The 14015-nt window shown below is 35.3% G+C and carries 12 protein-coding genes and 3 pseudogenes; 8 read left to right on the top strand and 7 right to left on the bottom strand.

Features of this window, described 5'->3' with window-relative positions:
- The first annotated feature begins 144 nt into the window (after positions 1-144).
- Together AFK68_RS31045 and AFK68_RS31040 are read left to right on the top strand one after the other, a co-directional pair.
- Complete coding sequence (locus tag AFK68_RS31045) at positions 145-930, top strand: ABC transporter ATP-binding protein (protein WP_094677890.1); 786 nt, start codon at positions 145-147, stop codon at positions 928-930.
- Between the two features lie 575 nt (positions 931-1505).
- A pseudogene (locus tag AFK68_RS31040) lies at positions 1506-2444 on the top strand (MlaD family protein); the annotation flags it as partial.
- A gap of 962 nt (positions 2445-3406) precedes the next feature.
- Here the strand turns inward: AFK68_RS31040 and AFK68_RS42930 are convergent.
- Both AFK68_RS42930 and AFK68_RS31030 read right to left on the bottom strand, forming a co-directional pair.
- Positions 3407-3703, bottom strand: coding sequence for a hypothetical protein (locus AFK68_RS42930; protein ID WP_094677888.1), 297 nt, complete (start codon positions 3701-3703; stop codon positions 3407-3409).
- Positions 3684-3887 carry a hypothetical protein gene (locus AFK68_RS31030; protein ID WP_094677886.1) on the bottom strand — a complete coding sequence of 68 codons (204 nt, stop codon included), beginning with the start codon at positions 3885-3887 and terminating at the stop codon, positions 3684-3686. The genes AFK68_RS42930 and AFK68_RS31030 overlap by 20 nt, the downstream gene beginning before the upstream one ends.
- 61 nt (positions 3888-3948) lie before the next feature.
- Here AFK68_RS31030 and AFK68_RS31025 point away from each other — a divergent pair, with 61 nt between their 5' ends.
- From AFK68_RS31025 to AFK68_RS31005, 5 genes and pseudogenes are all read left to right on the top strand, one after another.
- Complete coding sequence (locus tag AFK68_RS31025; protein ID WP_210407715.1) at positions 3949-5223, top strand: RNA-guided endonuclease TnpB family protein; 1275 nt, start codon at positions 3949-3951, stop codon at positions 5221-5223.
- 230 nt (positions 5224-5453) lie between these two features.
- The gene (locus AFK68_RS31020; protein WP_246844574.1) at positions 5454-5720 is read left to right on the top strand and encodes a hypothetical protein; all 267 of its coding nucleotides are present in this window, start codon (positions 5454-5456) and stop codon (positions 5718-5720) included.
- 154 nt (positions 5721-5874) lie between these two features.
- Positions 5875-6897 (top strand): annotated as a pseudogene (locus AFK68_RS47130) (glycosyltransferase); the annotation flags it as partial.
- 321 nt (positions 6898-7218) lie between these two features.
- Positions 7219-8485, top strand: a pseudogene (locus AFK68_RS40320) (glycosyltransferase family 4 protein); the annotation flags it as partial.
- A 445-nt stretch (positions 8486-8930) separates the two neighbouring features.
- Positions 8931-9110, top strand: a complete 180-nt coding sequence (locus AFK68_RS31005) for a hypothetical protein (RefSeq protein WP_143438473.1) — start codon at positions 8931-8933, stop codon at positions 9108-9110.
- An 89-nt stretch (positions 9111-9199) separates the two neighbouring features.
- On the opposite strand, the gene AFK68_RS31000 is transcribed toward AFK68_RS31005, so the two are convergent.
- From AFK68_RS31000 to AFK68_RS47120, 5 genes are all read right to left on the bottom strand, one after another.
- Positions 9200-10420: a DUF790 family protein gene (locus tag AFK68_RS31000; RefSeq protein WP_094677878.1), complete on the bottom strand. Its 1221-nt coding sequence runs from the start codon at positions 10418-10420 to the stop codon at positions 9200-9202.
- 810 nt (positions 10421-11230) lie between these two features.
- Complete coding sequence (locus tag AFK68_RS30990; protein ID WP_094677874.1) at positions 11231-11458, bottom strand: hypothetical protein; 228 nt, start codon at positions 11456-11458, stop codon at positions 11231-11233.
- Positions 11459-11996: 538 nt separating this feature from the next.
- Positions 11997-12158, bottom strand: a complete 162-nt coding sequence (locus tag AFK68_RS47125) for a hypothetical protein (RefSeq protein ID WP_371357638.1) — start codon at positions 12156-12158, stop codon at positions 11997-11999.
- 45 nt (positions 12159-12203) lie between these two features.
- Positions 12204-12593, bottom strand: a 390-nt coding sequence (locus AFK68_RS40310) for an IS200/IS605 family accessory protein TnpB-related protein (protein ID WP_246844575.1), incomplete at its 3' end; no start/stop codon positions are given.
- 7 nt (positions 12594-12600) lie between these two features.
- On the bottom strand, positions 12601-12861 hold a 261-nt coding region (locus AFK68_RS47120), incomplete at its 3' end, for a transposase (protein ID WP_371357637.1).
- An 821-nt stretch (positions 12862-13682) separates the two neighbouring features.
- On the opposite strand from AFK68_RS47120, the gene AFK68_RS43715 reads away from it, so the two are divergent.
- Positions 13683-13808, top strand: coding sequence for a hypothetical protein (locus AFK68_RS43715; RefSeq protein WP_256386689.1), 126 nt, complete (start codon positions 13683-13685; stop codon positions 13806-13808).
- The last annotated feature ends 207 nt before the right edge of the window (positions 13809-14015 follow it).

Raw genomic sequence — 14015 nt, 5'->3', positions numbered from 1 at the left:
CCCCTACTCCCCATCTCCCCTACTCCCCATCTCCCCGTTCCTCCTGACTCTTAATACTCCCTACCTCAACAAAAAGACTTTTTCAGCAAACCCTATTTACCTAGTGCTATATAATATATTGGGAAAAAAGTCCATCTCTAATCTATGAACAATGAACCTTTAATTGAACTCAAAGGAGTTAGTAAGTCATTCGGGCAAAATGTTGTCTTAGATGAGGCAGACTTAACAATTTATCGTGGAGAGGCATTAGCTATTATTGGTCCGTCGGGAACTGGTAAATCTACAGTTCTCAGAATTATTGCTGGTTTATTGACTCCTGATGGTGGGGAAGTTTATGTGCAGGGAAAGCAAAGAGTTAGATGGATGGATGACTTAAAAGATCCAATTACTATTGGTATGGTATTTCAAAATGCAGCTCTGTTTGACTCTTTGACAGTAGAAGAAAATGTCGGTTTTCTTTTATATCAACATTCTAAGTTATTACGTTCCCAGATTCAGGAGTTGGTGAACCAGAAGTTGGAAATGGTAGGTTTGGGTAAGATTGGCGATCGCTATCCAGCAGAGTTATCTGGTGGGATGCGTAAACGGGTTAGTTTTGCTAGAGCGATTATTACTAATCCGGAAAGTACCCATAACGATCCAGATTTATTATTATATGATGAACCTACGGCTGGCCTAGACCCCATCGCTTCTACTGTAATTGAGGATCTAGTCCGTCACATACAATATGTGGATGGTGGCTGTAGCACTTATGTTATGGTGACTCATCAACATAGTACCATTCGTCGCACAGCGGACAGAATTGTATTTCTTTACCAGGGTAAAGTTCAGTGGGAAGGTAATGCAGATGAAATTGATACTGTGGATAATCCTCTGGTACAACAATTTTTTACGGGTAGTGTAGATGGGCCAATCCAGGTAGCAGGTTAATTAAGTCAGAATTTAGAATTTAGAATTTCGTCCCACAGCAGACAGAATCGTATTTCTTTATCAAAATAAGGTGGTTTATCCATCTGAAAAGCGCTGTAAGTCAGAATTTAGAAGTCAGAAATTATGTTTNATACTGTGGATAATCCTCTGGTACAACAATTTTTTACGGGTAGTGTAGATGGGCCAATCCAGGTAGCAGGTTAATTAAGTCAGAATTTAGAATTTAGAATTTCGTCCCACAGCAGACAGAATCGTATTTCTTTATCAAAATAAGGTGGTTTATCCATCTGAAAAGCGCTGTAAGTCAGAATTTAGAAGTCAGAAATTATGTTTGTCACCGGGATAACTAGGTCAGATAGGGGAGCCATCAGATTGGCGACTTACAGAAGTCAGAAGTCAGAAGTCAGAAGTCAAAAGAAGTTAAAAGGTGTTTTTGTAATAAGGATTTTCAGCAACCCTCCAATGTCAAGATTGCCACATTGAGATAAATAGAAAAAAATATAGTTATTTTACCATATATTTATTGATTATAAAGTAAAATTTTTACGTTTTAATATCATATTTTTGGGGAAATTATGCGATCGCGAACAACTAGAGAAGGTTCAGTAGGTTTATTAACTTTATTAGGAATAGGTTTGTTTGGGGCCTTAATACTTTGGCTAAGAGGAGTAGAATTAGGCAAACGTAGTTATAAATTCATAGTTGAATTTGAAAGTGCATCTGGTATTGAGTTAGGCACATCAGTTAGGTATAGAGGTATTAATGTTGGACAAGTAGTAGAAATCAAACCAGGGCCAAATGGAGTAGATATTACTCTAGAAATTAAGCCAGAAGATTTAATTATTCCTCGTGATGTATTTATTCAAGGTAATATATCCTCATTTATTGGTACTGCCCAAATAGACATTATTCCGAGAGGTAGAATACCAGAATCAGAAATTTCTGCTAATGCCTTATCATCTAATTGTCCTCAAATAATTATCTGTAATAATGACCGTTTACAGGGAGAGGCAGGAATAGAAATGCAGCAATTATTAAGAGCAGGAATACGTTTAATTGACCTCTACAGTGACCCAGAATTATTTAATAATGTGAAGATAATTGCTGAAAATACAGCTAATGCTTCTGCTGAAGCTTCTAAGTTAGCAAAACAACTCTCGGATTTATCAGAAACTATTAAAAGAGAAATGGAAGGTTTAAGTCAATTTTTAAGAGAAGATGTAGATAATATAACGGGAATTATCCAAACAGAAATTGGAGGTTTGACTCAAACATTAGAAGGAGAAATTGGAAGTTTGACTCAAACATTAGAAGGAGAAATTGGAAGTTTAACTAATACAGTAGAGAGAGACTTAGATAGTTTGACTCAAACTGTAAATAGAGAAGTAGATGATATTTCTAATCAAATAGCTACTGTGACTCAAACCATGAAAGAATCTACAGAAAAAGTTTCTTCTGCTGCAGTCGCTTCAGCAAATTCTGTAGAGGAAGTAGCAAATAAATTTAGTTTAACANCATTAGAAGGAGAAATTGGAAGTTTAACTAATACAGTAGAGAGAGACTTAGATAGTTTGACTCAAACTGTAAATAGAGAAGTAGATGATATTTCTAATCAAATAGCTACTGTGACTCAAACCATGAAAGAATCTACAGAAAAAGTTTCTTCTGCTGCAGTCGCTTCAGCAAATTCTGTAGAGGAAGTAGCAAATAAATTTAGTTTAACAGTAGACCAGATTAATGCAATTGTTAATACAAATCGTTCGACTCTAGTTGCCACTTTAGATAATATCGAAAAAACTACTCAAGAATTAGCAGTGCTAATGGAAAGTTTAAGTCCGATTATTAGTCAAGTAGAAAGAGGAGAATTTATTAGTAACTTAGAAATATTATCAGCAAATGCAGTAGAAACTTCTGCGAATTTACGAGATATTTCTACCGATCTAAATAGTCAGACAAACATAATTATGTTGCAGCAAACATTAGATTCAGCCAGAGCAACATTTGAAAATGTGCAGAAAATGACATCAGATTTAGATGATATAACAGGGGATGAAAGATTTAGGAAAAGTTTGAAACAAATTATTAATGGACTAGGTGATTTATTCTCTTCAACAAAGCAGTTAGAGCAGCAAACTAGGATGGCAAAAAATATTGAAAGTTTGTTGAAAGAGAGTGGCACTTCAGAGATTAGTAAATTGAGAGAAAGTAACGAAGTTGTGAAGTAAGTATTTACCCCTCAGCATTCAATTATCAGCTTGATATGAAGATTATAAAAAGTGCTTCTCTAAATTCATTCTAGAAAGCTATTTTTCCATTTTTTTCTTCAATATTTATTCCGTCTTTCTTAATATCTTAAAATTAAGAGTTTTTCTTCTCCAGCAAGCCGTAAAAAGCTTTGATAAAGTTGATTATTTATGCGAAATTTTGCTTCTTGGATGAGTCTGTCTGTGAGAGGTTTAACTGCAGTAATTTGGCCTTAATTTTTTGCTTCCAGCAAAACTCCTAATAAACCTATTACCTTTAAGTTATAAGAAACTGCTAATGCTCTTCCCTTTCGTTCGTCCATTAGCAAAATATCTGCATTAAGTTCTAAGGCCAGAATAATTGCTTCTGCTTCTCCTCTGTGGATATTTCTTTGGCTGTTGAGAATTTCATTTACTTTCTGAACATTTCCTATAGGTTTAGTTTGAATCCAGCTTAAAGTTTTAACCTCTTCTGCACCCGGAATAGGTTTCGTGGTTTGGGGTTGAGCTTCAATCGTCAGCAGCCCCACGCTGAAAGCTAGCGTCAGCGTCGGGAAGAATGACGGGTACATCAAGAGGGTTCAATGCCCCTTTGATGTACAAATTCCTAACACATTGTCTCAAAACATCGCCAATACTACGTTCTGTTAATTCACAATATTTTTCTAAGTGTTCCCGTTCTCTGTCGGCCAATCTAAAATTTATTTGTTGCATGGTTGCACATTATATATTGTTATGCTATAACTATACTATAATAACAATAGAAAAGCCACAAATGTTACTGGCCTACCAATACAAACTTTTGCCAAATAATCAACAAAAGCAACGAATGTCCAAATGGTTAGATATGTTGCGATATCAGTATAATTATTTGTTAGCAGATAGGTTTGATTGGTGGCAAAATAATCGCTGCCCTATTAATGCTTGTCCTTTGATAACAAGTATTCCAGAACCAAGAGAGCAACCTGAATATTATGGTCAAAAGCGGAGTTTAGTACAACTTAAAAAGGATAGACCTTGGTATCAAGATATTCATGCTCATGTTCTACAAGAGATGGTTAAGCGGGTTGACTTAGCTTTTAAGAGATTTATTAAAGGAGATGCTAACGGCAAAAGAAGTGGGAAACCTAGATTTAAAAGTCAAAACCGTTATCGGACTTTTGCATATCAAGAAGTTAAACCAGATTGTATTCAAGGTAATAAAATACAGCTACCAAAGTTAGGATTAATTAAGTTTATTTATCATAGACCAATTCCAGATGGGTTTAAGATAAAAAGAGCATCTATTACTAAAAAAGCTGATGGATATTATGTTACTTTAACTTTGGAAGATAAGTCTGTTCCTGATGTACCAACTCTTGATATTAAACCAACAGAAAAAAATAGTATAGGTATAGATGCAGGACTAGAATATTTTGTAGCTTGTTCAGATGGAGCAATGATTAATCCCCCAAAGTTTTATCGTCAATCTGAAGAAAAGTTAGTTAAACTTCAGCAAAAACAACAAGCTCGACCTAAAGGTTCTAAGGCTAGGAGAAAATTAAATCAACAATTAGCTAAACTACATCAGAAGATTGCTAGACAGCGTAAACAGTTCCATTTTGAAGTAGCAGATAAATTAGTAGATAAAGCAGATGTCATATTTGTAGAGGATTTAAAAGTAGCAAATATGATGAGACGCAATAAGCCGAAACAAGATGAAAATGGTAATTACTTGCCTAATAATCAGTCTTCTAAATCTGGATTAAATAAATCATTTGCTGATGCTGGCATCAGTGGATTTTTAAATGAAATACTTCCTTATAAAGCTGCGAAAGCTGGTAAGAAAGTCATCAAAGTCAACCCTGCCGGAACGTCTCAGCATTGTTCTAATTGTTTAGCAAAAGTTCCTAAAGATTTAAGCGATAGATGGAACATTTGTTCTAATTGTGGAACATTTTTGCCTAGAGATTGGAACTCTGCAATATTAATTAAAAAAGTAGGCTTGGATATCGGCTTACTCAAAAACGCGAATTCTCGTAAGGGAAGGAGAAGCTCACACTGTAGCTAGCTCAGTGTTGGGAGTATATCACAGGGAGGATTATAAAGTGGTCTTGGAGCAGGTAAGGTTGGAGGTTAAATCAAAGGATTAATATTATCAATTTTCTGAGATTTAGTTAGTTATTTTTAAGATAATTTCATTATTTCTGAAAAAGACCAATCTGATTCGTTATATTTTGTATCATGTTCAGAAAAAGCTATTGATTATGGAATAATTAATATTTATTGTTAGGTGGTTTTATGATGCAGTCAATAAAAGGTGTTTTTAAAGATGGTCTGGTTCATCCCAGTGAACCTGTTTCTTATCCAGAAGATTACCCAGTTATTATTACATTTCTAGATGTACCTACGAGTTCTAAAACAGAAGGTTTGTCAGAAGAAAAAAATAAAGCTGAGTGGGATAGATTATTCTCTGTTATAGAAAGTTGTCAGATGGAAACAGGAATAACTGATTTAGCAAACCAACACGATTATTATTTGTATGGTACACCAAAGCATGATGATTAATTCCCAGAAAGTTTTTGTAGATACATCAGCTTGGATATCCTTGATTAATAATAGTGATAGCCTAAAGGTAATTTATATGTTTTGCTGTAATTTTATTTAAACTAGATGATCCAGTAATTTTTGATTTATACAAAAACAGAAGGTTAAATTGTTTATGACACCCTTTAATGAACTACCACAATATTATCGTCATCTACGTCAAGAAATAGTATCAGTTGTGCCATCAGATGCGCTAAAAATTTTAGACGTCGGTTGTGGGGCAGGAGTTTTAGGTCAAGCCTTAAAACAACAAGATAAAAGACGTTTTGTTGTAGGAATAGAGCTAAATGAGGAAGCTGTTTATCACGCACAATATAATCTTGATGCGGCTTATCAAACAGATATAGAAAAGTTCGATCCTCCATTTGAAAACGGAGAATTTGATTGTATTATCTTTGCAGATATTCTAGAACATCTTATTGATCCTTGGAAGTTGATGAGCGAATACTGTGACTTTCTAAAGCCTCAAGGAAAAGTAATAGCCAGTATTCCTAATATTCGCAACTTACCACTAATCAAAAACTTAGCTGAAGAAGGTTCTTGGACATATCAAACTGAAGGTATTCTTGATCAAACACACTTACGATTTTTTACTAAAAAAGAATTTATTTCGCTTCTTAAACAAGCTCAGGTTCTGTGTGAGTCAGTGACTTATTTGGGAGGACAACAATTTTATCAACTACATCAAGGTCAAACTCAGGATATCCGTTTAGGAAACCTAATTATAAAAGAAGTTTCATACGAAACTTTTAGAGAGTTATTTGCAAATCAGATTCTTTTTGTAGGTACTTATCGTCCTGAAGATAGCAATAAAGCCAACAAATTTAATAAAAAATATAATGCTAGTGTAGTTGTTCCTTGGTGGGATCATGGAGAGCTATTAGAACTATGGGAAAGCAATATAAGAAATCTTCAAGAAAGTGAAATAATTTTTATTGATAATGGTAGTGGTTTAAAAACAAAGCAAGCTTTAAAAGAGTTTTGTCAAAAATATGATATAAAACTTATTCAAAATGAAAAAAATCTGGGATTTGCTGCAGCAAACAACCAAGGTATTGAGATAGCCACAGGAGATTATATTCTGCACTTGAATAATGACGTAGAAATTTTCAAACCATCTGTAGAATACCTATGCAAACTAGCAGGAGAAGGTTTAGCAGGTCCAGGTTACGCAGAAAATGAACTAGGTGAATTATATGTGGAAGGTTGGGCATTGTGCATAAAAAAATCTTTATTGCAAGGAATTGGAGGGTGGTCTGAAGACTATGGGTTAGGTTACTGGGATGACGTAGACTTGTGTCATAGAGCTAAACTAGCTGGCTATTTAGCTACACCTGTTCCTGATATAAAAAACTATATCCTTCATCTGACAAATACTACAGGTCGAGATGGGCGAATCGATCAACTAGCTTTGCACGCTCGTAACCGACAAATTTTTATCCAAAAGTATTACTCATTATCTCCCAAAATTATTATAGATGGAGTATTTTTCCAGCTTTATAGCACGGGTATTGCCAGAGTATGGAAGTCGCTAATAGAGGAGTGGGCAACAAGTGGGTTTGCTAAACATATAGTTGTAGTTAATCGCGTTAACACCACCCCTAAAATACCAGGCATTCGGTATCGTACAGTTCCAGCATACAGCTACAACAACACCGATGCTGACAAGCAAATGCTCCAGCAAGTCTGCGATGAAGAGGGTGCAGATTTATTCATCTCTACTTACTACACAACTCCCATCTCAACACCTTCAGTATTTATGGCTTATGATATGATTCCGGAAGTATTGGGGGCAAATTTCAACGAACCTATGTGGCGAGAAAAACATCACGCTATTAGTCATGCCTCTTCCTACATCTCTATATCAGAAAGCACCGCCCACGATCTAGTTAAGTTTTTCCCAGATATTACACCAGATGAAGTGACTGTAGCTCATTGCGGTGTTGCCTCCACTTTTACTCCAGCTACAACAATAGAAATAAGCGCGTTTAAACATAAATACGGCATCAGCAGACCTTATTTTCTTTTGGTAGGTGCTGGTGGTAACTATAAAAACGCGATTTTATTTTTCCGAGCTTTCGCCCAACTCCACAGCAAACAAGGTTTTGAAATAGTCTGTACAGGGAGCGGTGTCACCCTAGCCAACGAATACAGAGAATATGCTGCTGGTAGTATCGTACATTCACTGATACTTAGCGATGAGGAATTGAAAGTCGCTTATTCAGGTGCGGTGGCTTTAGTTTATCCTTCTTTATACGAAGGTTTTGGAATGCCTGTCGCCGAAGCATTGGCCTGTGGTTGCCCGGTGATTACTTGTGCCAATGCTTCTATTCCTGAAGCTGCGGGGGAAGCTGCTATATATGTTGATGCTAAAGATGTTGATGGTTTGACAGATGCTCTGTGTGAAGTCCAAAAGCCAAAAGTGCGTAATTCTTTAATTGCTGCTGGTTTAGAACAAGTGAAGAAATTCTCTTGGGATAAAATGGCAGATATTATGAGTGCTGCTTTAATGAAAGCAACTTTACAATGTTTAAATCTCAAGGAAATTAATTTAATTATATTCCCAGACTGGTCGCAACCAGAAGAAACGGTAGGATTAGAATTACAAGAAGTAATCAAAAGTCTGGTGACTCATCCAGAGAGGAGTAAGATGACTCTCTTGGTAGATAACAGCAATATTACTGCTGAAGATGCAGATTTAATTTTATCTAGCGTAGCGATGAATTNCAACTTTACAATGTTTAAATCTCAAGGAAATTAATTTAATTATATTCCCAGACTGGTCGCAACCAGAAGAAACGGTAGGATTAGAATTACAAGAAGTAATCAAAAGTCTGGTGACTCATCCAGAGAGGAGTAAGATGACTCTCTTGGTAGATAACAGCAATATTACTGCTGAAGATGCAGATTTAATTTTATCTAGCGTAGCGATGAATTTGTTAATGGAGGAAGAATTAGAGGTAGATGAGGGACCAGAAATTATTTTAGTTGGGGAATTGAGTCAAATACAATGGTCAGCTTTAATTCCTCAGTTGCAAGGTTGGATTAAATTAGAACATGAGAATGAGGAAGTAAAAGCTCAACTCAAAGCAGAAAATATTTCTGTAATTGAACTGGATAGCTTAACAGAAAAAATCCATGGTTTTCAGACCAAAGAATAGGAGGTTAATTGTGCAGAGTATTCAATTAAAAGCTCATATAGATTCTGATGGGATATTAAAAGTGAAAATGCCACCAGAAACGAAAGATACAGATTTAGAAATAATGGTAATTTTTCAGGCATTATCTCACCAACAGGAACAACCCCGTTATAAGGCTTGGGGAAAACCTGTGATTGAGCCTATAACTTGATTCCTTGTTTCGTCTGATCACCTATAATCATTGCCTACCCAATCTATCGAGTGGATACCTTAACTGAACCAAAATACTATTATGATCTACTAAATAGAATTTAAAATTTCTAACACCGACTTAGGTAATAACTTATCCTTAAACCACACAATAGGTACTGGCACATCTTTAATTTTTACACCCGCTTTTTCTAAATTTAATCGTTCAGAAACAGCCAATATTAAATTATCACATTCAGCACTTCGCACCTGAGCAAATTTCTTTTTTAAATATTCTGGTCGCCAATATCCAATTATTTCTAATAAATATGATTCTCCATTAGGATGAACCAGTCGAAAATCAGGAATCATCACACTACCAGGAATGGGAATTAAATCAACTTCTCTTTCTAATTTCCACTCAGTTTTTAACTTAGCCCAACGTTCTGCAAATGATGCTTCTAACATACTATCATAAGGCTTTCCTGGGGGATAATGACTAACTAAATCGCAATCAGAATTAAGACTAAATCTGCCTGTTTTCCAAGCCCCACTATAGGGGTCACGATTTTGTAAAGTTGCGTGTAAACTCCATTTAGTAACGTGTAATAATGCAGGCAACATTTTTGCTAATGCTAAACCATAACGAGTGCTAGGTTTAAATAAACTATAGGGACCATCTATTGTCAGGGTAAAACCTTGGTCAGCATCTCCTTCAATATAAGTCATTAATTGAAATAATTTTACATACCTAAATAACAGTTTATATTCTCCTGGATCGTTGCGATGGGCATTCAATTCTATATGACTAGCTTTATAAAAAATACCTTGAACTTGAGAAAGATTATATCTATGTAATAATGCTTCTGGTGTAGGGGCATCAAATTGAGTCAAAATTCGATTTTCTTGTAAGTCTGCATAGAGACCTTTTTTAATTTCATCAGGTACAACTTCTCGGTTTAATTCCTGACTTAATTTAGTTGCTAAATTTTCTAAAGTTAATTCTGTTGATTTGACACTAGGAATAACTTCTGCTGCAACAGCAAAAACACGATTTCTTAATTCTATCGGTTCAAGAGGACTGATAATTTCAAAGGTAGAAAAACTGCCTCTGAGGATATGTGCTAATCCTCGTTTAAGACGATAGTTAGGGTCATCTCCTTCTATTTTTTGTAAACATTTATCTAGTTCTCCTTGAGTTTTCCCCAATTTTTCTTGAAAACAATTAATCATTTCTGTAGCAATGCTTAAATTTTTAGCATCTATTTTAAGCTTTTGAGGAATAATTGTTTCTCCGGTTTGACGATGAGAAAGTAAGTCAGTTGGCAACATAATTTCTGATGTTTAGTACAAATCTTTAGTAGCTATTGCAGGTATTTTTTGGATTAGATAATTAGTAGACTGACACACCTTAAATGGTGCAATAGTAGGGGTAGGTTTTAGTGGAAATTTTCATGCTTACCCTAAGATTTATATAAACCCGCCCTCATCCACTTCGGCTATACTTCAAAATTATTTAATTAATAATTATTAATTATTAATTATTCGGTAAGTTATTTTTCAGCCAGAGGTTGAAACCTCTGGCTGCGATTTTCTACTCAAGCTTTTGTAGATATAAGTCATACTAAAACTTTCATCAGAACACTAGGTTCAGGAGCAAAGACTGTTGCAAAGTTATCATCAATAACTTGCCTTAAAGAGAATGTCACATTTGCTGCCCCAAAACTGGAGTTAATATTGTAAGCAAAAGATGCCTCAGACAACTCGAAAAATCCACAGATAAAAGAGAAATCTGCCCCACTAGCAGTTAATCCCAGGAAATCACCGTCCCTAAATACGGCTTCTGCAAATAATAAATCAGTTTTGCCATAGTCAATACCCAAAAATCTCAAGTCAAAGTTATCCACTTTGATGAACTCTACACCCTTTCCAGTTAATTCCGAGCAATTGCAACTGAAGGAACCGTAATAGTTTTTCTCTGTTAATTCTCCTCGATAAGGAGACACCTCAAAATCGTATTTAATAGTGCTTGTTTTGGCATTACTTGTATTGGTATTGATAGTAGGGCAAGCTGTAGTTGTAGCTGTGAGTTTCTGGTTTGTNATAATAAATCAGTTTTGCCATAGTCACTCCCCAAAAATCTCAAGTCAAGTTATCCACTTTGATGAACTCTACACCCTTTCCAGTTAATTCCGAGCAATTGCAACTGAAGGAACCGTAATAGTTTTTCTCTGTTAATTCTCCTCGATAAGGAGACACCTCAAAATCGTATTTAATAGTGCTTGTTTTGGCATTACTTGTATTGGTATTGATAGTAGGGCAAGCTGTAGTTGTAGCTGTGAGTTTCTGGTTTGTGTGTATCTTAGCCATTGTTGTTTTTCTTCAAGTAATGTTTTAGGTGATTCAGAAAAGTTTGATGAAATATTGTCTTGTGGCTTTATTAGATTAAATCGCAAATCAACCATAGTTAGGCGATCGCTTGATTATAAAAAAGCCTTGTCAATATTCATACCTCTATCATAAACAATAATTTTTGATATTGGGTAAAGTTTTTGTCAAGATTCAGCTAAATCAAGTAAAGTTTTTGTGAATATTTTCAGTCAAGTTGTGGAGTTTCTTCTGTATTTTTACTGAAAAGTTGTGTATAAAGTATTTGTTTTACTTCATAAGCATTAAAATTCCATCGATCTGAAGCTACGAATTACCTCTCCATGAAACACCATGGCCATAAGAGCGAAGAGATAAGAATAGTTATCAATTTGATTAAAAAATGTTATAGCCCAACCGTACGAAAAAAACTGTAGAAAATTGTAACAGCTTTCATCTTGATATTGGATTAACCAATACAGGCGCTCTCGGCACAGCTCACTATCCCCTCGGCAGTAAATGCCTCTGGGAATTTCTTATCTTAAATTTGAAGACTGCCGTTGATATCGGCATTAATCACTTTACCTGTTGCACTCAAAAATAAGCCGCGCTTGACTCGTTTACCTACATAGTTTTCATGGCATATTGGTTCTTCTAGGTCAATAGCAGATGTTTTACTGGTGTAACTTTCTTCAGTTTCAATGACTTTTACCCCAACCAGTTGACATTTATAAGTTATCTGTTGAANGTCAATAGCAGATGTTTTACTGGTGTAACTTTCTTCAGTTTCAATGACTTTTACCCCAACCAGTTGACATTTATAAGTTATCTGTTGAATTAGCTTAGAGTGTGGTATTTGGGTAAAGTTTTGATTGTTTTTTTTACCTATGTTTGCACCCTGTTTCCAATTATCATTTTTTCCAATTACTACAGTACCAATATTATTAGTCACTAAATAATTAACAACTAACTTGCTGGTGTTATGCAGATAATTCTCGACAAAACGATTTCTATGATAACTCAATGCTTCAATCTTACGACTGCTTTTTCTGTTCCCTTTGAGATGACTTTGGTACTTAGCTTTTCGCTTGTTATATAATTGATTGACGCTTTTTAGTGGCTTCCCATTAATCAGCATAGGTTTNCTTAGCTTTTCGCTTGTTATATAATTGATTGACGCTTTTTAGTGGCTTCCCATTAATCAGCATAGGTTTAACACCGGGCTTATTTGTAGATAGAGCAACTAATCTGTCAATTCCTAAGTCAATTCCGGCTACATATGTTGAATTTATTTGTTGCTGATTCGTTTTTTCATACACTACTTCAATTATATAGCAAGCAGTAGCAGGTACTATCCTCACTTCGATGACAGTATCCACAACTACAGGTATTTTAATTTCACTCATTGATAAGTGACAAATACCATCTTTTAGACTTGCTTTATAGACTGATTCCTTTGAATATATAACTACATTTCGACCTTTGGTTTTGTCCTTATACTTTGGTATTTTTGGTTTACCTAAAAACTTACAGGGATGTTTTGACCATTCTTTGATTGCCTGAAAATAACCACGCCAAGTGGCAACCAAGCATTTTATTATTTGTTTTGATACTTTAGTTGGTAATGCTCTATAGGCATCGCTATCTTTGGTGGTGTGGTACAGTTTAGTTAAATCCAGACTATGACCAGTACAGAAAAAATGTTGACGACAGTAATAATTAGCCAAATTNCTATCTTTGGTGGTGTGGTACAGTTTAGTTAAATCCAGACTATGACCAGTACAGAAAAAATGTTGACGACAGTAATAATTAGCCAAATTATACAAGTTTTTTGACTTAAAGGCTAACTCATCACACACTCGCCAAAAGTTATGTGTTCGGTTAATAATATGTCTGTCAACAAGTCGCATTCACCCGCTCTAATTCATTAGAATTATTACCTGTTTAATACTACAACACTTTTCTACAAATAGCAACTACTTTATACAATTTTCATTCAACAGTTAATCACCCTTGTTGCAGAAGTAGGAAGTAGGGGTATTCCATAATTAATAATTAACAATTAAATAATTCTGGTTTAAAGCCTCCCCTTGGATAGGGGAAAAAAAGTGCTCTTGAATTTCCTTATCTTCAATTCCCGTGCGGTTTTAACCAGAGGTAATTATCAATTATCAATTATCAATTATCAATTAATGAAAGCGCTTCCCGTTGTGATGAGGTACAAAATTTGGTGGTGGTGCATAGTAATGGTAGAGAGAGTGTGGGGAGTGTGGGAGGTGTGGGAAGTGTGGGAGGTGTGGGAAGTGTGGGAGGTGTGGGGAGTGTGGGAGGTGTGGGAAGTGTGGGAGCGTGAGAAGAAATTAAAAAATATATATCTTCACCATTAGGCTTTGCTGAAACAAGGGATGAATCTTTGCACAAAAGGTAAATTCCATCTTTTACTTCCTCTTTCTCTAAAAAAATAATTCCAGAAGACAAAGGACACAACGTCCCCCACACTCCCCACACTCCCTACACTAATTCATCCCGGAAATATGCAACGCCCACCATTACAATGCAG

It is taken from the genome of Hydrocoleum sp. CS-953 (genome assembly GCF_002260545.1).
Lineage (GTDB): Bacteria > Cyanobacteriota > Cyanobacteriia > Cyanobacteriales > Microcoleaceae > Trichodesmium.
Note: the sequence above shows the minus strand (reverse complement) of the source record. Positions and strands in the feature narration are given on the sequence as shown.

Coding starts and splice junctions, on each gene's coding strand:
- AFK68_RS30990 (WP_094677874.1), bottom strand. CDS start 11,458: ATGGCTAAGATACACACAAACCAGAAACTCACAGCTACAACTACAGCT.
- AFK68_RS31020 (WP_246844574.1), top strand. CDS start 5,454: ATGATGCAGTCAATAAAAGGTGTTTTTAAAGATGGTCTGGTTCATCCC.
- AFK68_RS31030 (WP_094677886.1), bottom strand. CDS start 3,887: ATGCAACAAATAAATTTTAGATTGGCCGACAGAGAACGGGAACACTTA.
- AFK68_RS31045 (WP_094677890.1), top strand. CDS start 145: ATGAACAATGAACCTTTAATTGAACTCAAAGGAGTTAGTAAGTCATTC.
- AFK68_RS31025 (WP_210407715.1), top strand. CDS start 3,949: ATGTTACTGGCCTACCAATACAAACTTTTGCCAAATAATCAACAAAAG.
- AFK68_RS31000 (WP_094677878.1), bottom strand. CDS start 10,420: ATGTTGCCAACTGACTTACTTTCTCATCGTCAAACCGGAGAAACAATT.